Source organism: Hymenobacter rubripertinctus (genome assembly GCF_003583925.1).
Taxonomy (GTDB): Bacteria; Bacteroidota; Bacteroidia; order Cytophagales; family Hymenobacteraceae; genus Hymenobacter; species Hymenobacter rubripertinctus.
Genome location: NZ_QYCN01000004.1, coordinates 139,733 through 162,768, shown reverse-complemented (window position 1 = coordinate 162,768; position 23,036 = coordinate 139,733). Strand labels below are relative to the sequence as shown.

The following is a 23,036-nucleotide window of genomic DNA, read 5'->3' as shown; positions in this document are numbered from 1 at the left end:
TATTCATCAGGTTACACCTCATCGGTGTCTGTGGCAGCCTTTACGGGAGGCGTCAGTGGTGGAATGCGTTGCTGGAACGCCTCATCAAAGTCGGCGAAGTAACGGCAATTAGCCAGTACAGTATCGTAGTCAACGGCGGCCAGCAACTCGGCACAGTGCCCTTCATCGTACTGCGGGCGGCGGGGTGGAGTCGCATTTTTGAGAAACCTTACCGGATCGGAAATGGTCATTGGGTTGGCCGGAACCTCACATACGCACTCGTAACGGTTATTAAACACTCGGATGTCCGCCGCAATCAGGGCTTCTATCGCCTGGATATTGAGCAGGTAGATTCCCTTTTGCTCCAGCCCTAAATTGATCTTTCGAAAGAACTCCTTTCGTTTAAGTTGCTGAGTCCGGTCAGTTTCAGGCGCGTCCAGGTCGCGGGTGACCACTACCAAATCGGGCTTGGTAAACCGATAGTTGGCCCGGATGATGTGCTGCAATTTCGGGTTGTCCAGTTGGCTGCCGGTAATCTGGGGGCTAATGACGAAAAACTGCACCTGCTGGCCGTAGCGTTGGCCTAGCAGAGCCTGTAACGATGCCGTGTCGTTGGGAGATTCGCCCAGCAACCCGACCAGAAAAGGCTTTTCTGCTGTCTTTTTCATCAGCCCTACTCCGCTTCGGCTGCTTCCAGAAACGAGTAGCGCCAATAGTCGCTCAAGAAGCCCACCTCCCTCATATATTCCCGGGCTTGGGCTTGCTTGGTTCGACTCAACTTTCGAAACTGCGTGCCTTTTTTGGGGTCCAGCTCACAGATAGTAATGCGGTTCAACTCCTTTTCCGTGAGCATATCCAGCACCTGCGGCGCGTGGGTGGTCATGATTACCTGATGCTCCTTCGAAACCTCGCGGATGAGGTTGAGCAGTTTGGTGAGCTGAGCAGGATGGATACCTAGTTCAGGTTCTTCGAGGAAAACGGTTTTTCTCTTCTGAGTAGCAATCCTCATTTCATCGGTTCTTTTATCTAAGCTAATAGAGTCGGGAGCGAAGATGTCTGAGATAATATAGACTAAACGTTTTGTGCCGTCTGATAACATACGGAATGATAGCCACTCACCGTTCAACTGGTATTCCAGAACTAACCCTTTGATGGCAAACTGCTCTTGTGTCTCTTGGTGATACACTTGGAAATACTCATTACAACGCACTTCCTGGACCGGCGAATAAAGCGGCAAAATTTTGTTCAAGAAATCCGTGTATTCCCCCATGATTTTCAATACCCATTGCCTTACTATATCGGGTGTTGGAGGAGGAGCCGGTACCCCATTCAGTACAGTGAAGCCATTACGAATTAGGCGTACTATACTGCGTACTACTGCCTGTGAGAAGCGGCTGTTTAATTCGTCTATCCTGCGCGACCTGTCATTCATCAGGATAAAAGTGCCTCTCTTCTCAAGGACTAATTCTGCACTTTCATCAAGAATAGGCAAACCGGAGGACGGCGTGCCATGTGCAATGAACATTGGCGGATACGCTTCCAGAAAGTTCTCTACCGTTCGTGCTTCACCTAGGTATTCGGAATAACGGTCGGTGAGATGGACTCCTGGAAGCTCCTTTCTGACTATATCCCATGCCAAATTTTGTGCTTCCACCAGCGTGTCAGCGTATCCTTCAAACTCAACGGTTACCGCAGTTTGCTCGGTAAAAACACCACCAAAGGTTAGTTGACACTCCGCACCCTGGAAGTGTTTTTTGTTTTCCTGCAGATCAGCTAAGTCGTTCAACAGACTCAAAAAACGAGTTTTTCCAGCCCCGTTATGACCTATTATAATATTTAGCCCGCGCTTGAAGTCAACCTTAACGTTGCGCAATGGGGCATGGTCATGAATTTTTACGCGCCTGATATAAGGCGGTACCTGCACTGGCGGATCTTGCAAGTCGTTCATAACCGGACCTAAAGTTTGAGTTGTATGATGAATTACTTTCTACCGTCGGCTACTTCAGTACCACCATCTCCTTGAGGTGCAGCAGCATGTCGTCGGTCATCTTGTCGAGGGTGAACTCGGGCTGCCAGTTCCAGTCGAGGCGGGCCTGGGTGTCGTCGATGCTGGCGGGCCAGGAGTCGGCAATCTGCTGGCGGTGGTCGGGGCGGTAGGTTACCTGGAAATCGGGGTAGTGGCGCTGGATGCTGGCCGTAATTTCGGCCGGGCTGAAGCTCATGGCGCCCAGGTTGTAGCTGCTGCGCACCTGGAGGCGGTCGGCGGGGGCGTGCATCAGGTCCAGGGTGGCTTTCAGCGCGTCGGGCATGTACATCATGGGCAGGTAAGTGTCCTCGGAGAGGAAGCACTCGTAGGCCTCGCCGGCCACGGCCTTGTGGTAGATGTCCACGGCGTAGTCGGTGGTGCCGCCGCCGGGCAGGCTCTTGTAGCCAATCAGGCCGGGGTAGCGCAGGCTGCGCACATCCAGACCGTGCTTGCGGAAATACCACTCGCCCCACTGCTCGCCGGCCAGCTTGCTGATGCCGTACACCGTGTTGGGGTTCATGGTAGTGAGCTGGGGCGTGTTCTGGCGGGGCGTATCGGGGCCGAACACGGCAATGCTGCTGGGCCAGTACACCTGCTTCACGCCCAGGTCCACGGCCGCGTCGAGCACGTTGAACAGGCCGTCCATGTTCAGCTGCCAGCCCAGCTTGGGGTTCTGCTCGGCCGTGGCCGAGAGCAACGCGGCCAAATGGTACACCTGGGTGGGTTTGTACTGGCGGATAACGTCGGTCAGGCGGTTCTGGTCCAGCACGTCCAGCTGCTCGAAGGGGCCGGCCTGGGCCGTTTCGGCATCCTGGGGCGCGCGCACATCGGCGGCCACTACGTTGCTGGCCCCGTAGAGCCGGCGCAACTCGTGGGTGAGTTCGAAGCCGAGCTGGCCGCCGGCGCCGATAACGAGGATGGTGTCGCCGGTGGGGGTAGCGGCGGAGGTACTGGAGGTGGTCATTCGGGGTGGTTAAGAGAAAACGGGGTGGTGGGGAAGTGCAAAGATACGGCCCTCGGGCGCTTTCGGTAACTGGCCTTTTTATCGATGTGCGGAGGCGCGCGCGCAAGCTCCGCCGTAGCTCTTGCTGCAATAAAGTGCGTTCGGTTTGCACTCTACACCCGGGAAACAGGTTGTGACTACACTGTTCTCTCCGCGCCCCAGCTGCTTATGCCCGTCCTTTCCCCGCCTCTGTTTCGATTAGTATACCACAGCCAAGCCACCCACGCCCTGCGGCCCGCGGCCCTGAACGCCCTGCTGGAAAAGGCCCGCGCCCACAACCAATACCGGCTGCTCACGGGCCTGCTGCTCTACGCCGACGAGCAGTTTATGCAGGTGCTGGAAGGCCCCGATCCGGCCCTGAGTGCGCTCTACGAGGAAATCAAAACCGACCCCCTGCACCACCACGTGCGGACCCTGCACTACGCGCCCATCCGGCGGCGCGCCTTTCCCGACTGGCGCATGGGGTTCGCCCAACTCTCCGGCGAGACGTTCCGGCAGGCCACCGGTTTCCTTACCCTCGAAGCCACGCCCGGGCTGGCTGCCCACCCGCCCCAAGCGCTCTGGGAGCAGCTCCGCGAATTCGCCCAGGGCGCGGCCGTAAGCCGGTAGCGCGACCGGTACCCCAACCCCATCTGGCAGTACTGGCAGGTATTCAGCCCGCCCTAACCTGCGCGGGACCGATACCGTGCGCATCCGCAGGCGTACTCCGCTCTGCCTCCGGGCCGGGCTCCTGATGCCCGAGGGCCAGACCGGGGAAGTGCGCGACGAGGGCGGCCTGTTGGCTACTTATTTCCTCCACCCGGTATGTGTCATCTGTTCGTGTGTCATCTTTTTTTGACACACGAACAGATGACACACGCACTTCGTCACTCAACGCTGAAACGCTGGGCCTGCGCCCCGACCGGTCCGGGCAGATTGCCCTCGATACCCAACCCGGCGGCCGCCGGTATTCCACCTCATCCACGATTTCGGCTTTTGCGTGGGGACGCTGCCCCGGGCGTGGTTTGCCGCTACCGCACCGAGCCGCGGCGGCGGGGGTAGTTGAAGAAGTAGGACGAGGCCAGCGGCCCCAGGAACATGAGCACCGTGAGCACCGTCAGGCCCGCGTCGGCGGCGTGGCTGCCCAGAAAGCGGCTGAAGGCCGATTGGGGCAGGTAATGCTCCACCAGCGACAGCAGCAGCTTGAGCCCCAGCACCCCGATGACGAGGAAGGCGGCCGTTTCGAGGAAGGGGTAGCGGGCCATCAGCAGCACGAAGGCCTGGGCCACCAGGCGCATGGCCAGAATGCCGATGAACACGCCCAGGCAAATCAGGATCAGGTTGTCGGTGAAGGCCACCACGGCAAACACGTTGTCGATGGAGAAGGCCAGGTCCATGAGCTCGATCAGGGCTACGGTGGCCCAGAACGGCCCCAGCAGGCCCAGGGTGGAACGGTAGAGCCAGCTTTTGCGCTTGTCCACGTCGTCCTCCCCGCCGCTGCCCCGGCCCCGGAACTGGCTGTAGGTGAGGTAGAGCAGGTAGAGGCCACCCAGGGGCTTGAGAAACCAGAACTCGATGAGAAACGAGGCGAACAGAATGCACAGCCCCCGGAACACGTAGGCCCCGATGATGCCGTAGCGCAATGCTTTCTGGCGCTGCTCCCGGGGCAAATCGCCCACCATGGTAGCCAGCACGGCGGCATTGTCTACCGACAGCAGGCTTTCGATGATGACCAGGTTGCCCACGATGGCCAGCGCGGCCAGCGGGTTATCGAGGATTTGTTGGAGGTGTACGTTCATAGGAGTGCCAACCCGGGCCGCCTGCCTGACTGCCAGCATCCGGGTCGTGAAAGCAAAACAACGGCTTTTACCGGGAAAAGATGGCGGCGGCGTTTAGTTGGTAGTGGTCGGTTGCTGGTTGTCGGTTGTTAGCAGAACGTCATTCCGCGCATGTGGCGCATCAAGCCAGGGACGAAGCGGAGCCGAGGAATCTCGCGGGCAATGGTAGTCCTGTCGTCAGGGTTAGTTGACGCAACGTCAGCACGCGAGATTCCTCGGCTGCGCTCGGAATGACGTTACTTTCCCCAACAACCAACAACCAACAACCAACAACCCGCAACCGACAACCAACAACCCGTCAACTAAACAGGAGCCGTACCTTTGTACTTCCCCACGTATAGACTCCCACTCATTCACCTAGTCACTTATTCGCCCATGTACACCACCCTTCAGCCCGACCTTCAGCAGCAGCTTCAGGAGATTAAAGACAACGGCCTCTACAAGCAGGAACGCGTGATTACCTCGCCCCAGGGCGCCGAAATTGAAACCAGCGAGGCCGGCGAAGTGCTCAACTTCTGCGCCAACAACTACCTGGGCCTCTCCTCACACCCCGAGGTGATCCGGGCCGCCAAGCACGCCATCGACACCCACGGCTACGGCCTGTCGTCGGTGCGCTTCATCTGCGGCACCCAGGATATTCATAAGCAGCTGGAAGCCAAACTGGCCGAATTCCTGGGCACCGAGGACACCATTCTGTACGCGGCTGCCTTCGATGCCAACGGCGGCGTGTTCGAGCCATTGTTCAACGAGCAGGACGCCATTATTTCCGATTCCCTCAACCACGCTTCCATCATCGATGGAGTGCGCCTGTGCAAGGCCCAGCGCTACCGCTACCAGCACAACGACATGCAGGACCTGGAAAAGCAGCTCCAGGACGCCCGGGCCAAGGGCAGCCGCCACCGCATCATCGTCACCGACGGCTCGTTTTCCATGGACGGCACCATCGCCCAGCTCGACAAAATCTGCGACCTGGCCGACAAATATGAGGCCCTGGTGATGGTGGACGAGTGCCACAGCACCGGTTTTCTGGGCAAAACCGGCCGCGGTACCCACGAGTACCGCCACGTGATGGGCCGCGTCGACATCATCACCGGTACCCTGGGCAAGGCCCTGGGCGGAGCTATGGGCGGCTTCACCACGGGCCGCCAGGAGGTAATCGACATGCTGCGCCAGCGCAGCCGCCCCTACCTGTTCAGCAACACCCTCGCGCCCGCCATTGTGGGAGCCAGCCTGCGGGTACTGGAGCTGCTCACCGAAAGCACCCGGCTGCGCGACCAGCTCGAAGAAAACACGAAGTACTTCCGCGCCCAGATGACGGCCGCCGGCTTCGACATCAAGCCCGGCGAGCACCCCATCGTGCCCGTCATGCTCTACGACGCCAAGATGAGCCAGGAATTCGCGGCTAAAATGCTGGAAAAAGGTATTTATGTAGTCGGTTTCTACTTCCCCGTAGTGCCCAAGGGCCAGGCCCGCATCCGGGTGCAGCTGAGCGCCGCCCACACCCGCGCCCACCTCGATAAGGCCATTGCCGCGTTTATTGAAGTCGGCAAGGAGTTGGAAGTGCTCAAGTAGGCGGCCGGGGGAGGCGCGGCGAACTTTATCTGGCCCCAATCATTGCGAGGCCGCAGCTAGGAGCGTTGCAGCCGCAAAATTCTCTCTCCCAGACGGGTTACTTTTTGGGCCTGCGCCGATTAACCCCCGTCCGACAGGTTGTCCGGGCGCTTTCCACTTTTGACTTCTTTGCCATGAAAACCCTCCTCAAGTCCCTGTTCTTGGCTACCGCCGTTGCTTTCGCCGCTACCTCCTGCACCCAGGAAGGCCAGCAGAACACCGAAGCCGCCGCCGAAAACGCCGAAGCCGCCGCCGAAAACGCCGCCGCCGCCACCGACGACGCGCTGGAAAACGCCGGTACTGCCGTAGAAAACACCGCTGAGCGGGCCGCCGCCAACACCGAAGCCGCCGCCGACAAAGCCGCCGCCGAAACCAAAATGGCCGCCGACAAAGCCGGTGCTAAAATGGATGCCGCCGCCGGTGATGCCAAAGCCGAAATCAACGCCGCTACCCGCAACAACTAAGCAAATTGGCTTAGCCCGGCGGTTCGCCGCACACTCTCTCCCTGCCAGGCCCGAGCTACCCCGCGTAGTTCGGGCCTTGGTTTTTTCGTCAGGAGGAGGAGGAGGAGGAGGAGGAGGAAGGGGCGGTTGCCGGGGCTGACTCGGTGGCTCCGGCCAGCTCCAGCAGCACCGGGTAGTAGGGGCGGCCCTGCACTTTGGCATAGAGCCAGCTAAAGAAGCTCAGGGCCTGCAAGTCCTCCTGCTCCAGGGGCACGAAGGCGGGTAGCTGGGTAATGCGCACTGCGAAGTCGGGGGTGCGGACCACGGCCGGGTCTTCCAGAATATCGCGGACCAGGTGCAGGAAGCCCAGCACGGCGGCGTAGCCCCCGCCATCGGGGCCGAAGCGTTCCTTCACCAGCCGCTCAATGGCCCGCAGGCGGTTGTAGGATAAGTCCGAATTGCCGAGTTCGAGTTGAATCAGCATCTCGCCCATGTTGCGGTTGAGCACCCATTCGACGCCCATTTCCTGCTCGCACCAGTGGTCGGTGCGCCCGATGGCCAGCAGCACCTGATTGGCTTTCTGGTACTGACCTTCGGCGAAGTAGTGAAAGCCTAGGCCGAGGCGGGCCGTGAGCAGCTCCCGGGGGGGCAGGGCCTGCTTCAGGGTGGCTTCCAACAGGCCGATGCTGTCGGCATTGCGGTCGAGGAAGGCGTAGTTGGCGGCCAGCAGAAACGTGTAGCGGGGCCGCATGGCGGCGGCCCGCTGCCGGGAGCCACCATCGAGCAACTGCTTAAGCTGCTCCAGGTACGTCACCGACTCCGCGAAGCGACGGGTGCGGTACAGGGCGTGGGCAATCATGTAGAGCAAGCCTACCTGGGCCTCGTGGTGGGCCGGCTGGAAGCCGTGGCGCTTTTCCATGAGGTGGTAGCAGCGCACCACGAAGGGTGCGAATGAGAGGTAGTCGCGGCGCACGAGCATGGCCGCCCGGGTGATGGACATGAGCCGGTAGAGCAGGGCGGGCCGCCGGGCAAACGCTTCCTGAAGGTCGTACTCGCGCAGCACCTCCTGCAAAATGGTATCGAACGACTCGCCGGCCCGGCCCCGCACCCGGGCCTGGCGCAGGCGCAGGCGGATGAGGCTGTCGGCAATATTGGCCCGCTCCTCCTCGTCGGCGTCGCGCTTGTTGAGGTTGCGCCGCTGCACGATGTCGGCCAAGTCGTCGGCGTGCTGGCTGGCGGCGTGGGTGATCTGAAGGTTATAAACGGCGTTGAGCTGCTCGTACTGCTCGTTCTGGCGGGCCAGCTTTTCGGCCTTGCGCAGCGTACTCCAGGCCAGGCGGCCCACCCGCACCTCAAACAGGTAGTGGGCCAGCGTGAGCAGGCCGCGCACCGAGGAGGCGGCCGTGGGGTCCTGCTGGTGCTGGCGCAGCAGCAGAAAATCCATCAGGTGGCGCATCAGGCGCTTGCGCAGGGCGTAGTAGGCCACGGCATTGGGCTCCTCGGGGTAGAGGCGGCAGAGCAGCTCGGCCGTGTCGTATTCCTCGGACTGGGCCAGCAGATCGTACAGGCGCACATCCATCCGGCCCTTCTGCTTGCGGCGCTGGCGCTGAATAAACTGCCGGAACTCCTTGCGGTCGTCGGGCGAAAACGTATTGAGGGTAGTCTTTAAATCATCCATTCGGGCAGTAATTGCGGCGGGCTCACGAGTCAATGATACCGAATGTCGGGCATTCTTTGCCGGCCGGCCGGGGCGGGCGGCAACTCCCCCGCGAAGCCCGCCGTACAACGACCACCTTTCCACCTTAAAACAACGCTACCATGGACGCTAATAACAACGGCATCGACGACAGCAAAGAACTCCGCGCCCGCGGCAACTGGAACGAAATCAAAGGCCAGGCCAAGCAGAAGTGGGGCAACCTCACCGACAACGACCTCGACTACGAGGAAGGCAAGCAGGATGAGTGGTTCGGCCAGCTCCAGCATAAAACCGGCGAAACCATTGACGACATCAAGTCCTGGTTCCACCGCACCTTCTAGGCTGATCTGACTTCGGCCACTACGCACAACGGCCCGATGCCACCCGGCACCGGGCCGTTGTGCGTAGTGGCCGCACGGCTGTCAACGGCCCGCCCACGCTCGTGCCGCAACCGTAGGGGGCGAGGCTCCGGTTCCGCGTTTCGTTAATCAGAACCGGCGGGCGGTAACATGCGGAAGCTCTGCCAGGAAATTAACAGATGATTTATTCAATATTTTTTATAAATTTATCCACGTGCACCGGGTATGATAACGCTGTTGGAGGAAGTACGCACCCTGGGCAACGCTGCCCTGCTTCGGCTGCCCAAAACAGCCTTTTTCTGTTCGCGGGAGTACCCGCCTCGTATCGAGTATGCCACCTACGTGTGGGCCATGGAGCAGCGGCAGCTGGGCCGATGCGTGGCTTCGGGCTTTCATTCGCGGCTGGAGCAGGCCGTCTTCCGGTTTCTGCGCCAGGACCGGCAGCAGCCTATTGTGTACGGGCTGGGCCGCGGCATTCAGCCTTCGGTAGCCTTTGAACACGAGCAGGATATCCGGCTGGGGCACCTGTTGTTCGTTTCGCACTTCGAGCCCGAGCAAACCACCATCAGCCAGGAAACGGCGGATATCCGCAACCTGCTGCTGGCCGACATTGCCGACGTGCTGTTCATTCCTTATATGAGCCCGGGAGGCAATCTGGAGTGGCTGGTGAACCATGTGGTAGCCCGCAGTAAGCCGCTGTTCACGCTCGATGTGCCCGGCAACGCCGCCCTGCACCAGCCCCATGTGCAGCTGTATCATCCGCCGGGGCTGCTGGGCGGGCACCGGGCCAACCTTTAGGGGGTAGTTGGGCGTAAGCAGGGCAACCCGGGCCACTATGGCAGCCGGGCTGGCTTCTCCTCCTACTTTGCTGCCCTATGTCTGTTGCCGATACGCTGCACTCCGCACTTCCATCCTCCTCTTCCTCCGGTATCCGCACGGTAGCCCGCATTGGCTTCGCTGCCAAAGGCGTGGTGTACACGCTCATGGGGCTGCTGGCGCTGCTAGCCGCCACCGGCCAGCAGCAGGGCCAGACGGCCGACAAGAAGCAGGCCGTTCAGACCCTGCAAAACCTGCCGGGGGGGCGCTTATTACTGGGCCTCATTGCCCTGGGGCTGCTCGCCTACATTGTGTGGCGCGTGGTGCAGGCCGTGCGCGACACCGAAAACAAGGGTTCCGATGCCCCGGGCCTGGCCCGGCGCGTGGGCTATGCGGCCAGCGGCCTCGTGTACGCGAGTCTGGCCTGGTATGCGGCCCAACTGGCCTTCAGCGGCTCGGCCGATAGCAGCGGCAACACCCAACAAACGCTCACGGCCCGGGTGCTGGGCTGGCCCGGCGGCGAGTGGATTATTATCCTGGTGGGCGTGGCTACCATCGGTATCGGCCTCTACCAGCTCTACAAGGCCTATTCCGGCAAGTTTCATAAGCACGTGCAGGGCAGTGATATTCCGGCCGGCCAGCAGAACACCGTGTACCGGCTGGGGCAGGTAGGCTACACGGCCCGGGGCATTGTGCTGGGCATTATCGGCTACTTCTTCGTGCAGGCCGGCCGCCAGTCGCGCGCCGCCGCCATCGGGAGCACCGATGAGGCGTTTGATTTTCTGGCCACCATGGGGCCGGTCGTGCTGGCCGTGGTGGCGCTGGGCCTGATGGCCTACGGCCTCTACATGCTGGTGCAAGCTAAATACCCGGTGCTGAAAGTCTAATATCAGTTACCAGTTACCAGTGGCCAGTTGCTAGTAAAGGAGCGGTCATCCTGAGCGGAGCGAAGGACCTTATCACGTTAGTACGAACCACCAAAACGGTTTTCGTTTTCACGTGATAAGGTCCTTCGCTCCGCTCAGGATGACCGCTCTTCTGCCGACCACTGGCAACTGGCAACTGGCAACTGAATATTACGCCACGTAGTCGGCCAGATACTGGTAGCGTTCCGTGAGCTGACCGTTGGTGGCGATGGTGGCGCGCTGGATTACTTCGTCGGGGCCGTTTTCGGCGAGCAGGTGGGGCAGCACGTTGGCAATGAGCTGGCGGCCAAAGTCGCGGCTGGCATTGCGGGGCAGCTCGCAGGGCAGGTTATCCACGGCCATCACGGTGAGGTGGCCGGGGGCCGAGTAGGCGGGCTCCAACTGGCCGGTGGCGGGGTTGTAGTCGAAGGCGGGCTCCTGGATGGTGGTGCTGCGCCGGGTGGTCGGGATGGAGCCGTCGATGTCGCAGGTGACGTCGGCAATGGTATCGATGCGGAAGTGGGCGCGGCGGGTATCTTCTTCCGAAAACAGGCGGGGGGCGGCCGGGTGCCAGTAAGCGCAGGCGATGAGCAGGTGGGTAACGGGCAAAAAGTTCTGAAACGTACTTTCGTAGGCCTCAGGGTGGCGATGGAAGTCGGTGGTGTCCCACACGCGGCCGTCGCGGCGGCGGTTGTAGTCGGAGCTGCGCAGTTGGGTGTACACGGGCTCGTTGAAATCGAGGTAGAGGTAGTCGTACACGCTCACCCGCCGGATGCCCATCAGGTCGAGCACCTCAATGGCGCCCTGGGCCACCCGGCCTGAGCCCGTGACGGCCATTTTGATGGGGGGCAGCTTCTTCACTTTGAAAAATTCCTCCTGCATGTCCTCCATATCCACGCACTCGTAGGCCGGGCGCAGGCGGAACAGGTGGTGCTTGCGGCCGTAGGTGAGCAGGCCGTTGTAGGCCCCCACAATGCCGGCCCAGCGCCCGAAGGCCACAATCCGTTCCCCGCGCTCATTGGTGAGCATTTCGTAATCGACGAGGGTAATATTTTTGGCCAGCACCTGGCGCAGCAGCTCCCGGTTGCTGGGCTGCTTCTTGATGGTGTGGGAGAAGAAGAAGTAGGTTTTGTTGGGCAGCAGCTCCGCCACCGGCACTTCCTTCACGCCCATGAGCACGTCGCAGTCCGAAATATCGGGCCGCACTTCCAGGTCCAGGTCGCGGTATTCCTGGTCGGCAAAGGCCCGCACTTCGCTGGCCTGGGCGATGATGGTGAGGCCCGGAAACTGGTCCTGGGCCTCAATGCATTTCTTGGGGGTGAGCGGCACGCGTTTATCGGGGGGCGTTTTGCCTTCGCGGAGCAGGCCAATGGTAATCGGGCGCATGAAATAAGGATGGGTGGGGTGGATGGGGTTCGGGGGCTAAATCTATCTATTTTGGTTGGTTCGGTAACTGGCTCGCACCCCTGGCGCAAGTTTAGCGCAGCTTACTGGTGCCTGCTATCCGGGCGAGGCTGCGCCTCGCAGAGGCTACCAAACGGTACCAGAAGTGGTGTGCTGTATAAAAAAATTTGTGTTAATCTGAATTCTCTGCTTTCTTGTAGAAAATTCAACATATTTCTTATTATTCTCTACCTCAGCCTCCCGTGGGTCGTCCTGCCATTCCTTCTACCTCCCTTGTCCGCGTCGTACGGACCCATTTTGGCCTCACGCTGGAAGCATTGGCCGCTTACTTGCGGGTGAGCGTGGGGCTGGTCAGCCACCTGGAAGCGGGCCGCCGCGCCTTGAGTGGGCCGTTGCTATTACGGCTCAGCCATTTAGCCCGGCACGTGCCGGAGGTGCCGGCTGCCCTTACCGAAGCCGAAACCATTGCCCGACTGACCCCACCCAGCGCACCCTTGCTGGAAGCCCGCCTCGACTACTGCCAGCACCACGCCGGCCGTCTGCGGCGGGAGTTACGGGCCTTTGCCGACCAGCTGCGCCTGGCCGGCCACTGGCAGCAGGCCCTGCCCACGCTGCTGCCCGCCGCCCCCGACGCGACGGCGGCCGCCTGGCTGGACCGCCGCCAGCAGCAGACCGCTGCCGATCTGGATGCGGACAGCAGTGCCCACTATCACCTGCTGCGCGCGCGCCTCCTGGCCCTGGAAGCAGAAACCGAGGCCTTGAAACAGCTACTAGCCCTGCTACCCGATTAGTGGCCTCAACCGGAAGGCCAGTTGGGGGCTTCGCCGCCTAAACATTTCCCTACTTATCGGTTTAAGGGTGAAGCCTTTTCCGGCTACCTTTGCTTAGCCTCTTCGCGGGGCCTTTCCGTTGCCACCCTCACCCATCCTTTTATGTTGCTGAAGACCAAGCCCGCCGATGTATTCGTGGACCGTCATAACGGACCCGACGACGCCGGCGTAGCCGAAATGCTGCGCGTTATCGGCGTGGAGTCGATTGACCAGCTCATCGACGAAACCGTGCCGGCCGCCATCCGCCTCCAGAAACCGCTAAATCTGCCCGTTGCCCTCACGGAGCGGGCTTTTCTGGCCAAGTTTAAGGGCATTGCCGAGAAAAACCAGCTGTTCAAAAACTATATCGGCCTGGGCTACCACCCCACCCAGCTGCCGGCCGTTATTCAGCGCAATATTCTGGAAAATCCGGGCTGGTACACCGCCTACACGCCTTACCAGGCCGAAATTGCCCAGGGCCGCCTCGAAGCCCTGATCAATTACCAGACGATGATCATGGACCTGACGGGCCTCGACATCGCCAATGCCTCGCTGCTCGACGAAGGCACGGCCGCCGCCGAAACGCTGCACATGTTTCACTCCCTGACCAAGAAGAAGGGTGCCAAGCGCTACTTCGTGTCGGAGCAGGTGTTGCCCCAGACCATCGACGTGCTACGCACCCGCGCCACGCCGCTGGGCATTGAGCTGGTGGTGGGCGACCACCGCACCGCCGACCTCACCGACGAGTCGCTGTTCGGGGCCATTCTGCAATACCCGGCCGCCGACGGGGCCGTGTACGACTACACCGACTTCATCAGCAAGGCCCACGAGTACAGCCTGTTCGTGACCGTGGCGGCCGATTTGCTGTCCCTGACCCTGCTCACGCCTCCCGGCGAAATGGGGGCCGATGCCGTGGTGGGCAACTCCCAGCGCTTCGGCGTGCCGATGGGCTACGGCGGCCCCCACGCCGGTTTCCTGGCCACCAAGGACCAGTTCAAGCGCGTGATTCCGGGCCGCATCATCGGGCAGAGCATCGACGCGGCCGGCAACAAGGCCTACCGCATGGCCCTGCAAACCCGCGAGCAACACATCCGCCGCGAAAAGGCCACCAGCAACATCTGCACCGCCCAGGTGCTGCTGAGCGTGCTGGCCGGCATGTACGCCGTGTACCATGGCCCCCAGCGCATCCGTCAGTTTGCCAGCAACGTGCATGCCCTGGCCCAAACGCTGGCCGGCGCGTTAGGCGAGCTGGGCCTCAACCAACGCAACCAGTTCTATTTCGATACGCTCGATATCAAACTGGAAAGCGAGGAGCTGCAAACCGCCATCAAGCAGGAAGCCGAAGCCGCCCGCATCAACTTCCGCTACTTTACCGAGCACGGCACGCCCCGGGTGGGCATTTCACTCAACCAGAACACCGAAATCGAGGACGTACAGGACATCGTGGCCGTATTCGCCAAGGTGCTGGGCAAGGACGCGCCGACGGTAGAAAACCCCGCCGAGGTGGAGGTAAACTGGGACGAGGCGCTCATCCGCCAGAGCGAGTACCTGACCCACCCCATCTTCAACACCCACCACTCCGAGCACGAAATGCTGCGCTACATGAAGCAGCTCGAAAACAAGGACCTGAGCCTGGCGCACTCCATGATTTCGCTCGGCTCGTGCACCATGAAGCTGAATGCCACCGCCGAAATGATTCCGGTGACCTGGCCCGAAATCGGCGGGCTGCACCCCTTCGCACCCCGCGAGCAGGCGGCCGGCTACACCGAAATCTTCCAGGATCTGGAGAAGTGGCTGTGTGAGGTGACGGGCTTTGATGCCGTGAGCCTCCAGCCCAACTCGGGGGCCCAGGGCGAGTACGCCGGCCTGCTGGCCATTAAGGGCTACCATGATGCGCGCGGCGACCAGCACCGCAACGTGGCCCTGATTCCAGCCTCGGCCCATGGCACCAACCCCGCCTCGGCCGTCATGGCCGGCATGACGGTGGTGGTGGTGAAAAGTACCGAGCAGGGCAACATCGACGTGGCCGACCTCACGGCCAAGGCCGAGCAGTACGCCGACCGCTTGAGCTGCCTGATGGTGACCTACCCCAGCACCCACGGCGTGTACGAGGAAACCATCATCGACATTTGCGCCACCATCCACCAGCACGGCGGCCGCGTGTACATGGACGGGGCCAACATGAATGCCCAGGTGGGCCTCACCTCCCCCGCCATCATCGGGGCCGACGTGTGCCACCTGAACCTGCACAAAACTTTCTGCATCCCGCACGGCGGCGGCGGACCCGGCGTAGGCCCTATCGGCGTAGTAGCCGACCTGGCCCCCTACCTGCCCGGCCACGTGCTGATTGACGCCGACGGCCGCACGGCCAGCGCCGTCACGTCGGCCCCGTGGGGCTCGGCCAGCATTCTGCCCATCAGCTACGCCTACATCAACATGATGGGCGGCGAAGGTTTGACCCAGGCCACGCGCATCGCCATTCTGAACGCCAACTACCTCAAAGCCAAACTGGAGGAACACTACCCCGTGCTCTACACCGGCTCGAATGGCCGTTGCGCCCACGAGATGATTCTGGATTGCCGCCAGTTCAAGAAGGCCGGCATTGAGGTGGAGGATATTGCCAAGCGCCTGATGGACTACGGTTTCCACGCGCCCACCGTGAGCTTCCCGGTGGCTGGCACCCTGATGGTGGAGCCCACCGAATCGGAAAGCACGGAGGAACTGGACCGCTTCGTGGAGGCGATGGTGAAAATCCGGGAGGAAATCCGGGAAGTAGAGGAAGGCCGGGCCGATGCCAAGGACAACGTGCTCAAGCACGCCCCGCACACCGCCGCCACGGTGCTCGTGCACGACTGGACGCGCCCTTACTCGCGCGAGCAGGCCGTGTACCCCACTGCCTATGCCCGGGCCTACAAGTTCTGGCCCGCCGTGTCGCGCATCGATTCTGCCTACGGCGACCGGAACCTCATCTGCTCCTGTACTTCAATAGAGGAGTACGTGGACGCCGAAGAGCAACTCGTTCCCACCGACAAAGGGCCATCGTATTAGAATTAAGAAGTACAGAAGAGGCCCCACAACGGTTGTTGCGGGGCCTCTTTTGTATGGAGTAGCTTGACGAAGGCAATGCCGATGCCCTAACAGCTAACGGCTAATAAAGCTACCGCTTACCGAAGCAGGTGCGGTACATGTAGCCAGCCTGGGTTTTGCCATCGGCCGTAACGCGCACTTTCACGAAGTAGGCGCTGACCGTATCCATTACCTGCACTTCGTTGCCGGCCGCCACGGTGGCGAGCTGCCGGGACTCTTTGGTCATCCCATCGTAGAGGATGCATTCGACGACTGACGTGTGCGTGACCGGGGTGGTGAAGGTGCGCTTGGAGCGGGCCTCCTCCTTGGCCGTGCCGCAGGATGCCAGCACGGCAAGGCTGCTCAGACAGAGTACAATTTTTTTCATAAATACAGGATGCAATGGCGAGTGACGCGTCAAAAGATAGAGACATTTTTAGCCGAAAGGCAATTTTCCGGGGTATAATATTCCAATACGCACAGATTAGGCAGCGTTTCATCGGGAACGACGGCCCGTTGCCGGCTGTTGTATTCCCGACCCGGCCCACGCCGTTTGGCGGATGCCGTCGGGGTTGCTCACTTCTGATCCGTCGCCTTATGAACCGCATTTCCCGCTTCCTGCTCCGCCCGTTCGCTTACCCGGTGCTGGGCCTGAGTTTGCTGCTGGGGGCCAGCAGCTGCACCACCACCGCACGGGTGGGGGTCACATCCGACTTCGATCATTCCGTTAACTTCCGCGCCTACCGCACCTGGGCCTGGTATCCGCAACAGCCCCAGGACACGGAGGGTGGCCCGGCTCAGGGCTATGAATCGTTTCTGGATAAGCGCATCCGCAAGGCCGTGGAAACCCAGCTGACCCAGAAGGGGATGCAAATGGTGGAAGCCAACCCCGACGTGTTCGTGGCTTACAGTGCCCGCGTGGAGGAAAAGCAGCGCACCAACATGAACCCGTACAGTCCGTACGGTTACCCTTACTACGGCTACGGCTATGGCTACGGCAGCCTCTACAACCGGGGCTACGTGACCGAATACAAGGCGGGTACGCTGATTCTGGACTTCGTGGACGCCCGCCGCAAGGAGCTGGCGTGGCGGGGTCAGGGCCAGGCGCAGGTAGACAACCAAACTATTTCTGAAGCTGAGGTACAGCGCATTGTTACCAGTATCCTGGGCAATTATCCGCCCCAGGATCAGGCCTCTGGTTCGCAGGTGCGGCGATAAACAGCCGGGTCTATGGGCCGTTCTTCATCCCGTCCGGCCGATTGCTAACTGAATCTTGCCAGGGATGATACGTAAGAAAAAGACCCCGCCCGGAAAATCCGGGCGGGGTCTTTTTCTTACGTATCATCCCTGGCAAGATTCAGCAGGCGGGACAAACGGACTATGCCGCCGTTTCATGGCTTCGAGCCTTACCAGCTGCCGGAAGCGCCGCCGCCGCCGCTGCTGCCGCCGCCGAAGCCCCCGAAGCCCCCMCCGCCGCCGAATCCGCCGCCGCCACCCCCACCAAAGGAGCCGCGGCCGCCGCTGAAGTCGCCAAAGATGATGGGCGGAATCATACCGCCCCCGAAGCCCCGGTTACGGCGGCCCCCGTTGCTGCCTCCGCCGCGGTTACGCAGCAGAATAAACAGAATAATTACGGCGATAATCACCCAAAATGAAATGCCCGAACCGCTGTCATCGGAGCTACGCCTGCGGGGCTGGGTGGTCTGGTCGGCCTTATATTCGCCCTGGGCCAGGGCAATAAGCTGGTCGGTAGCCCGGTCGAGGCCCTGGTAATACTGCTCCTGCTTGAAGGCCGGCACGATGGTGTTGGAGATAATGCGCTTGGACAGCGCATCCGGAATGGCCCCTTCCAACCCATAGCCAGTATGGATGCGGGCCTTGTGCTCCTGCTGGGCAATGAGCAGCAGGATGCCGTTGTTGTTAGCCTTTTGCCCGATACCCCAGGTCTGGTAGAGTTTCTGGGCGTAGTCGAAAATATCGTAGTCGCCCAGGGTAGCAACGGTTACCACGGCAATCTGGGAAGAAGTGGAGTCGTTGTAGGCCACCAGCTTGCGCTCCAGTTGGGCCACCTCATCGGGGCGCATCATGCCGGCCAGGTCATTTACGAGGCGGGGCGGGCTGGGGCGGGGCGGAACGTTCTGGCCCACGGCCACCAGATGACTGACAACCAGCCACAGGGCCAGCAACCAGCCCCGGTGCGGCCGCAGCAAAAGAAGAAGTTGATTCATGGGCGCTTGGTAGGCGAGTCGCCGAACGAAATAGAATCGTCCAGCTCGTTCTGATCGGTGGCGGCATCATACGGAAAGTAGCGACGCAATTGCTCCCCGGCCAGCCGGATGCCCTGTTCCAGGCCATTCACGTACTTCTCGGTCCGGAAATGCTGCAACACGTTTTCTTTGGCAGTTTCCCAGAAGTCGTCGGGCACCACGGAGTTGATGCCCGTGTCGCCGATGATGGCAAACTGCCGGCTTTGCCAGGCCAGGTAGAACAGCACGCCGTTGCGCTGGGCCGTGTGGTGCATGCCCAGCTCGGCAAATACCTGGGCGGCGCGGTCCAGGGGCTCGGGCGTGGGGCAGGTGTCTTCCAGATGTACCCGGATTTCGCCGGAAGTCCGCAGCTCGGCCTGCCGGATGGCTTCGACCAGCGCGGCTTCCTGCTCGGGAGTGAGGGGGTTAACCATATGATTTGTCAGTTGCCAGTTGCCAGTTGTCAGTTACTGGACATCAGAACAACCTGACAACTGGCAACTGGCGACTGGCAACTCAATTAAAACTGGACTGTCGGGGCCTTCTGCGAAGCGGCGTCGGCCTCGAAGTAGGGCTTTTCGGCGAAGCCGAACATACCGGCGAACAGGTTGTTGGGGAAGCTCTTGATGTAGGCGTTGTAGTCGTTGACGAGGCCGTTGAACTTGTTACGCTCCACGTTGATGCGGTTTTCAGTTCCCTCGATCTGGGCCTGCAACTCCTGGAAGTTGGCGTTGGCCTTCAGTTCGGGGTAGTTTTCCGATACGGCCAGCAGCCGTCCCAGTCCGGCACCTACCTGGCTCTGGGCGGCCTGGAATTTCTGGAGGTTTTCGGGCGTCAGCTGATCGGCATTGATTTGCACGCTGGTGGCTTTGGCCCGGGCCTCAATTACTTCGGTGAGGGTGCTTTTCTCGAAGTTGGCAGCCCCTTTTACCGTATTCACCAGGTTCGGAATCAGGTCGGAGCGGCGCTGATAGGAGCTTTGCACGTTGGCCCACTGGCCCTTCACGGCCTGGTCCTTGGTGACCATGGAATTGTAGCCGCACGAGGACTGGGAGAGGAGCAGTACCAGGCCGGCAAAGTAGAGCAAAAAACGTTTCATGAGGAAGAGAGTAAGGGAGTTAGAAAAGGGGGAGAAGAAAAAAAGTCGGGCAGAAAGGGGGCGGCAGGGGCCGAAACGGCCCGCTGTTTTCACAAAACGGGAGGTACTTTGTTTGTAATCGGTAATCCAGACCGCGTTGCAAAGTACGAATTCGCGCCCCGGCGGTTGTGCCGGGGCAAGCTCAGCAGGTATTGTGTATTTTGCGCTTCGGCGTCTTCCGATTTTCTTCGCACATGAAAGCAGTTATCCCCGTAGCCGGCATCGGCTCCCGCCTACGTCCGCACACCCACACGCAGCCCAAAACCCTGGTTCCGGTGGCCGGCAACACCATTCTGGGCCATATCATCGACCGGCTGGTGGGGGCGGGGGTGCAGGAATTCGTATTCATTATCGGCTACCTGGGCGAGAAAGTGGAGAACTACGTGCGCCGCCAGTACCCCGAGCTCAAGGTCACGTTTGTGGTGCAGGAGCCCCGCGAAGGCATTGCCCACGCGCTTTGGCTGGCCCGGGAGCATTTCCGCCACGAGCAGGAGGGCATCCTGATTCTGCTCGGCGACACTATCGTCGACATCGACCTGCCGGCCATGATGCAGGCCCCCGGCAACATCCTGGCCGTGAAGGAGGTAAAAACCCCCTCCATGTTCGGCATCGTGGAAACCGGCCCCAACGGGCAGGTAACCAAAGTGGTGGAGAAACCCCGCATTCCAAAGTCGAACTACGCCCTGGTGGGCCTTTATAAGCTAGCCAACCCCGACTGGCTGGCCTCGGCCCTGGAGCGCCTCATTGCGCAGGACCAGCGCACCCACGGCGAGTTTCAGCTTACCGATGCCCTCATGCTCATGATTCAGGACGGGGCTGAAATGGTGACCACGCCGGTCGATAACTGGTTCGACTGCGGCCGCAAGGGCTCCTTGCTCGAAGCCAATGCCCGCCTGCTCAACCGGCCCGAGTTCCTCAAGCGCCGCGACTACCCCGAGTTCCCCGATACCATCATCATCCCGCCCGTCAGCATTGGCAAAGACTGCCAGATTGCGGGTTCCATCATCGGCCCCAATGTGGCCATCGGCGACCGGACCATCGTCAAGAACACCATCCTGAGCGAGTCCATCATCGGCTCCTATTCCGAGCTGCGCTCCGCCGTTATGCACGACTGCATTGTGGGCTCGGATGCCCTGTTCAAAGGCACCCGCCATAGCCTGAATATCGGCGACAACACGGAAATTGACTACAGCTAGGATTGTTGGATGAAGGAATCGGGCAACCACCAACCATTCTCCCACTTCCTCACTTACTCAGTCACCGCGTAACGCCACTCGTTCAGTTCATGTATCCACTGTGAGCAGATTGTCGTTACTTTAGACCGATGCGCTACCCGAATCCGTCTTCCCGCCTACTGCCCGCTTTGGGGCTGGCCCTGTTACTGCTGCCCGGCTGCTACTCCCGCTCCGATATCCAGAAAGAGCAGGAAACGGCCGTTGATATTACCGATGCCCTGCCCTCGGGCGACCAGACGCCCTCCCCGCCTACGGCCGCCGCCGTAGTGGAGCCGCTGAAAACGGTAAACGTGTTTCTGGAAGTATCCGGCTCGATGGAAGGCTTTATGCCCAAAGCCGGGGCTGCTGGGGAGAACACGCAGTTTCAGCAGCACGTAGCGCAGTTTTTGTCGGAGGTGAACCGCACGCGGGTCGCCACGCGCAAATCATTCTTCCGTATCCAGGAAAAGCCTTACAAAGACACGTATCCGGGTATTTCGGGTATCGTGCGCGGCGGAATTCAGGAGCCCGCCAAGAGCACCGATCTGCCGGCCGTGCTCGATACGCTGATGGCCCGCTACTACCAGCCCGGCACCGTGAACGTGCTGATTTCGGACTTCATCTACTCGCCGAAAAACGCCGGGGCTATTCCTTACATCAAAACCGACATCACCGACGCTTTGCAGCGCAACGGCGCGCAGTCGGACCTGGCTGTGTCGGTGTACGGCTTCACGTCCGACTTTCGGGGCACCTACTACCCGGCCCTCCAGGCAACGGGTAAGAAATCGGCCTGCTGCGACACCCGGATTCCGTACTATTTCTGGGTGATTGGCCCCGCCGATGCCGTGCGCCAGTTTGATGCGGGGCTGCTGGAAGACCCTTCGGCCCGGCAGGCCCACTTCGGCGTGACCTACCCACGCCCGCCGTATTCGGTGCTGGACAAGTTTGAGCACAAGGGCAGCTGGTACTACGGCGACGCCGGGGCCAGCAAGCGCAACGCCGATACGTACCGCGTGGTAGCCGTGAGCGAGGCCTCGGCCCAGCAGCCCGTGGAATTTGTGGTGGGCCTGGACCTGCGGGGCTTGCCCGGCCAGTACCGCGACCCACACTACCTGCAACAAAACCTGAGCCTCCAGGGAGTGGATACCGACGCCAAGCTACTGGCCGTAACCGCCGCTACGGCTCAGACCAAAGCCAGCAGCGGCCCGGAAAGCCGGTTCACGCATTTTGCCAAAATCCGGCTCACCAAAATGCCCCAGGCATCCCGCCCACTGGTGCTGCGCCTCCAGGATCAGCGCCCCGCCTGGGTAGCCCAATGGACCACGAAAAACGACGCCATTCCGGCCGCTAAAACCTTTGCCCTGAGTAGTCTGCTCGATGGGTTGGAGCCCGCGCAGGCGGGCGGGAAGGCTCCGGTTTTCGAGCTTCCTCTCACGCTTCAACCCGCCCGGTAGCCCGCCAGGCCGGCTTCTGCCCGGCCCAAACTCCGGCTCATGGCCAGCCGGACTTGGCACGATAGTCGTTCAGCGGCCCGCACCGTGGGTGGCCGCCAGCCACAATCTTTTTCGCTTTCCTTCGTTTCTTCTTCCCGCGAACCCAAATCTGCGTTACTCTCCTCCATGAAAGCATTCTTCCGCTTCCTCTACGAAATCATCGGAGCCCCGCAACCACCCGCCGATACGCCGGTGTACCGCGACGTAGTATTCCCCAACATCGGCCTGCTAAATATCGGCTTATCGCTGGCGCTGGTGGTGGTGTTTTACCTGCTCATCAACCGGGCCATGGGCGTGGCTACCTTCAACAAGGGCCGCCACTGGGGCTTGTTCCTGGGCCTGAACGCGCTGCTGGCTTTCGGCATTGCCATCTGGCAGGCCCATTCCCAGCAAGTCGCCGACCACAGCTACATCTACTGGCTGGCCACCTGGAATGCCATTTTGGGCATGGCCTGGTTCTTCATCTTCTCGCTGCTGCTGCGCAAAGGCTCGACCAACGCCAGCACCACCCCTTTTTAGGAAAGAGCATGACTCCTGCTTTTCCTCTTTTCTGTCTGCATAAGGTAAAAGAGCCTTACGTTTATCTGGTGGAGGAAGCGCAGGATTTAAGCCACTACACACTGGCAGGCTATTACAATTCTCAACGGCACCCTGAACTGTACTTTGATGCCACTGGCAGGAAGTTCGGATGTAAACTGAAGCTGAAACGTAGCTTTGGTAAATGGCAAAAGCTTGTCTCCTACTTCTATTGGGGGAGAATTTCGGTCGAAAGCCACTGGTATTCAATCGGGCTTTATTCCTTGGCTGAGCTGAAAGAACAGGTTGCGCTTTGCATTGTGGCAGATGACGATATACTGACTCAATTCATTGAGGCCGAACACCTGCTTTCACTCGTGGAGCAGGCGCGTCATTTCGAAGACCTTTACATGGTTTTGTCAGGCGCCATTTACAACTCTGAGGACGACGACTCAATAGAAATCTAGCACATAACTGAATTTGGGAACATCAAAT

Annotated in this window: 23 protein-coding genes; 13 read left to right on the top strand and 10 right to left on the bottom strand. The window is 60.6% G+C overall.

All coding sequences use genetic code 11. The features are described 5' to 3' along the window. Positions 1-11 precede the first annotated feature (11 nt). Genes D0T11_RS04040 through D0T11_RS04030 form a run of 3 tightly spaced genes read right to left on the bottom strand, consistent with a single transcriptional unit; the run spans position 12 to position 2,969 of the window. The gene (locus D0T11_RS04040) at positions 12-647 is read right to left on the bottom strand and encodes a hypothetical protein (RefSeq protein WP_119654504.1); all 636 of its coding nucleotides are present in this window, start codon (positions 645-647) and stop codon (positions 12-14) included. Between the two features lie 5 nt (positions 648-652). After that, positions 653-1,927 carry an AAA family ATPase gene (locus D0T11_RS04035; protein WP_119654503.1) on the bottom strand — a complete coding sequence of 425 codons (1,275 nt, stop codon included), beginning with the start codon at positions 1,925-1,927 and terminating at the stop codon, positions 653-655. A 49-nt stretch (positions 1,928-1,976) separates the two neighbouring features. Beyond that, positions 1,977-2,969 carry an NAD-dependent epimerase/dehydratase family protein gene (locus tag D0T11_RS04030; RefSeq protein WP_119654502.1) on the bottom strand — a complete coding sequence of 331 codons (993 nt, stop codon included), beginning with the start codon at positions 2,967-2,969 and terminating at the stop codon, positions 1,977-1,979. Positions 2,970-3,176: 207 nt separating this feature from the next. Between D0T11_RS04030 and D0T11_RS04025 the strand changes: the two genes are divergently transcribed. After that, a complete protein-coding gene (locus D0T11_RS04025) occupies positions 3,177-3,617 on the top strand; it encodes a BLUF domain-containing protein (RefSeq protein WP_182888227.1) in 441 nt (146 codons plus the stop codon). A 401-nt stretch (positions 3,618-4,018) separates the two neighbouring features. Here the strand turns inward: D0T11_RS04025 and D0T11_RS04020 are convergent, their stop codons facing one another. Beyond that, the gene (locus D0T11_RS04020) at positions 4,019-4,786 is read right to left on the bottom strand and encodes a DUF475 domain-containing protein (protein WP_119654500.1); all 768 of its coding nucleotides are present in this window, start codon (positions 4,784-4,786) and stop codon (positions 4,019-4,021) included. Between the two features lie 414 nt (positions 4,787-5,200). Between D0T11_RS04020 and kbl the strand changes: the two genes are divergently transcribed. Next, on the top strand, positions 5,201-6,397 hold the full coding sequence (gene kbl, locus D0T11_RS04015; protein WP_119654499.1) for a glycine C-acetyltransferase: 1,197 nt from the start codon (positions 5,201-5,203) through the stop codon (positions 6,395-6,397). Between the two features lie 173 nt (positions 6,398-6,570). Further along, positions 6,571-6,900 (top strand): hypothetical protein, encoded by a 330-nt coding sequence (locus D0T11_RS04010; protein WP_119654498.1) that lies wholly within the window; start codon positions 6,571-6,573, stop codon positions 6,898-6,900. A gap of 88 nt (positions 6,901-6,988) precedes the next feature. Here D0T11_RS04010 and D0T11_RS04005 read toward each other — a convergent pair whose 3' ends face one another. Further along, positions 6,989-8,557 carry a hypothetical protein gene (locus D0T11_RS04005; protein WP_182888226.1) on the bottom strand — a complete coding sequence of 523 codons (1,569 nt, stop codon included), beginning with the start codon at positions 8,555-8,557 and terminating at the stop codon, positions 6,989-6,991. Between the two features lie 140 nt (positions 8,558-8,697). On the opposite strand from D0T11_RS04005, the gene D0T11_RS04000 reads away from it, so the two are divergent. The 3 genes from D0T11_RS04000 to D0T11_RS03990 all read left to right on the top strand — a co-directional run bounded on the left by D0T11_RS04000 (position 8,698) and on the right by D0T11_RS03990 (position 10,637). Further along, the gene (locus D0T11_RS04000) at positions 8,698-8,916 is read left to right on the top strand and encodes a CsbD family protein (RefSeq protein ID WP_119654497.1); all 219 of its coding nucleotides are present in this window, start codon (positions 8,698-8,700) and stop codon (positions 8,914-8,916) included. A 243-nt stretch (positions 8,917-9,159) separates the two neighbouring features. Further along, positions 9,160-9,732: a hypothetical protein gene (locus tag D0T11_RS03995; protein WP_119654496.1), complete on the top strand. Its 573-nt coding sequence runs from the start codon at positions 9,160-9,162 to the stop codon at positions 9,730-9,732. A gap of 77 nt (positions 9,733-9,809) precedes the next feature. Then, positions 9,810-10,637 carry a DUF1206 domain-containing protein gene (locus D0T11_RS03990; RefSeq protein ID WP_119654495.1) on the top strand — a complete coding sequence of 276 codons (828 nt, stop codon included), beginning with the start codon at positions 9,810-9,812 and terminating at the stop codon, positions 10,635-10,637. A gap of 189 nt (positions 10,638-10,826) precedes the next feature. Here the strand turns inward: D0T11_RS03990 and D0T11_RS03985 are convergent, their stop codons facing one another. Then, positions 10,827-12,041 (bottom strand): NAD(P)-dependent oxidoreductase, encoded by a 1,215-nt coding sequence (locus D0T11_RS03985; RefSeq protein ID WP_119654494.1) that lies wholly within the window; start codon positions 12,039-12,041, stop codon positions 10,827-10,829. Positions 12,042-12,301: 260 nt separating this feature from the next. Here D0T11_RS03985 and D0T11_RS03980 point away from each other — a divergent pair, with 260 nt between their 5' ends. Further along, complete coding sequence (locus D0T11_RS03980; RefSeq protein WP_182888225.1) at positions 12,302-12,850, top strand: helix-turn-helix domain-containing protein; 549 nt, start codon at positions 12,302-12,304, stop codon at positions 12,848-12,850. Positions 12,851-12,991: 141 nt separating this feature from the next. Beyond that, entirely contained in the window at positions 12,992-15,916 is a 2,925-nt protein-coding gene (gene gcvP / locus D0T11_RS03975) for an aminomethyl-transferring glycine dehydrogenase (protein ID WP_119654492.1), read from the top strand. 109 nt (positions 15,917-16,025) lie between these two features. Here the strand turns inward: gcvP and D0T11_RS03970 are convergent, their stop codons facing one another. Beyond that, entirely contained in the window at positions 16,026-16,322 is a 297-nt protein-coding gene (locus D0T11_RS03970; protein WP_119654491.1) for a hypothetical protein, read from the bottom strand. A 209-nt stretch (positions 16,323-16,531) separates the two neighbouring features. Between D0T11_RS03970 and D0T11_RS03965 the strand changes: the two genes are divergently transcribed. Beyond that, complete coding sequence (locus D0T11_RS03965; protein WP_182888224.1) at positions 16,532-17,152, top strand: DUF4136 domain-containing protein; 621 nt, start codon at positions 16,532-16,534, stop codon at positions 17,150-17,152. A gap of 188 nt (positions 17,153-17,340) precedes the next feature. On the opposite strand, the gene D0T11_RS03960 is transcribed toward D0T11_RS03965, so the two are convergent. The 3 genes from D0T11_RS03960 to D0T11_RS03950 all read right to left on the bottom strand — a co-directional run bounded on the left by D0T11_RS03960 (position 17,341) and on the right by D0T11_RS03950 (position 19,279). Further along, entirely contained in the window at positions 17,341-18,162 is an 822-nt protein-coding gene (locus tag D0T11_RS03960; RefSeq protein WP_119654489.1) for a TPM domain-containing protein, read from the bottom strand. Next, entirely contained in the window at positions 18,159-18,614 is a 456-nt protein-coding gene (locus D0T11_RS03955; RefSeq protein WP_119654488.1) for a TPM domain-containing protein, read from the bottom strand. Before D0T11_RS03955 ends, D0T11_RS03960 begins: the two co-directional genes overlap by 4 nt. Before the next feature lie 86 nt (positions 18,615-18,700). Continuing rightward, positions 18,701-19,279 carry a LemA family protein gene (locus tag D0T11_RS03950; protein WP_119654487.1) on the bottom strand — a complete coding sequence of 193 codons (579 nt, stop codon included), beginning with the start codon at positions 19,277-19,279 and terminating at the stop codon, positions 18,701-18,703. Positions 19,280-19,512: 233 nt separating this feature from the next. Between D0T11_RS03950 and D0T11_RS03945 the strand changes: the two genes are divergently transcribed. The 4 genes from D0T11_RS03945 (at position 19,513) to D0T11_RS03930 (ending at position 23,008) form a co-directional block, all read left to right on the top strand. Then, a complete protein-coding gene (locus D0T11_RS03945; RefSeq protein WP_119654486.1) occupies positions 19,513-20,514 on the top strand; it encodes a sugar phosphate nucleotidyltransferase in 1,002 nt (333 codons plus the stop codon). A gap of 128 nt (positions 20,515-20,642) precedes the next feature. Next, complete coding sequence (locus D0T11_RS03940; protein ID WP_147374511.1) at positions 20,643-21,986, top strand: hypothetical protein; 1,344 nt, start codon at positions 20,643-20,645, stop codon at positions 21,984-21,986. Positions 21,987-22,151: 165 nt separating this feature from the next. After that, positions 22,152-22,544 carry a hypothetical protein gene (locus D0T11_RS03935; RefSeq protein WP_119654484.1) on the top strand — a complete coding sequence of 131 codons (393 nt, stop codon included), beginning with the start codon at positions 22,152-22,154 and terminating at the stop codon, positions 22,542-22,544. Positions 22,545-22,552: 8 nt separating this feature from the next. Then, complete coding sequence (locus D0T11_RS03930) at positions 22,553-23,008, top strand: hypothetical protein (RefSeq protein ID WP_119654483.1); 456 nt, start codon at positions 22,553-22,555, stop codon at positions 23,006-23,008. The last annotated feature ends 28 nt before the right edge of the window (positions 23,009-23,036 follow it).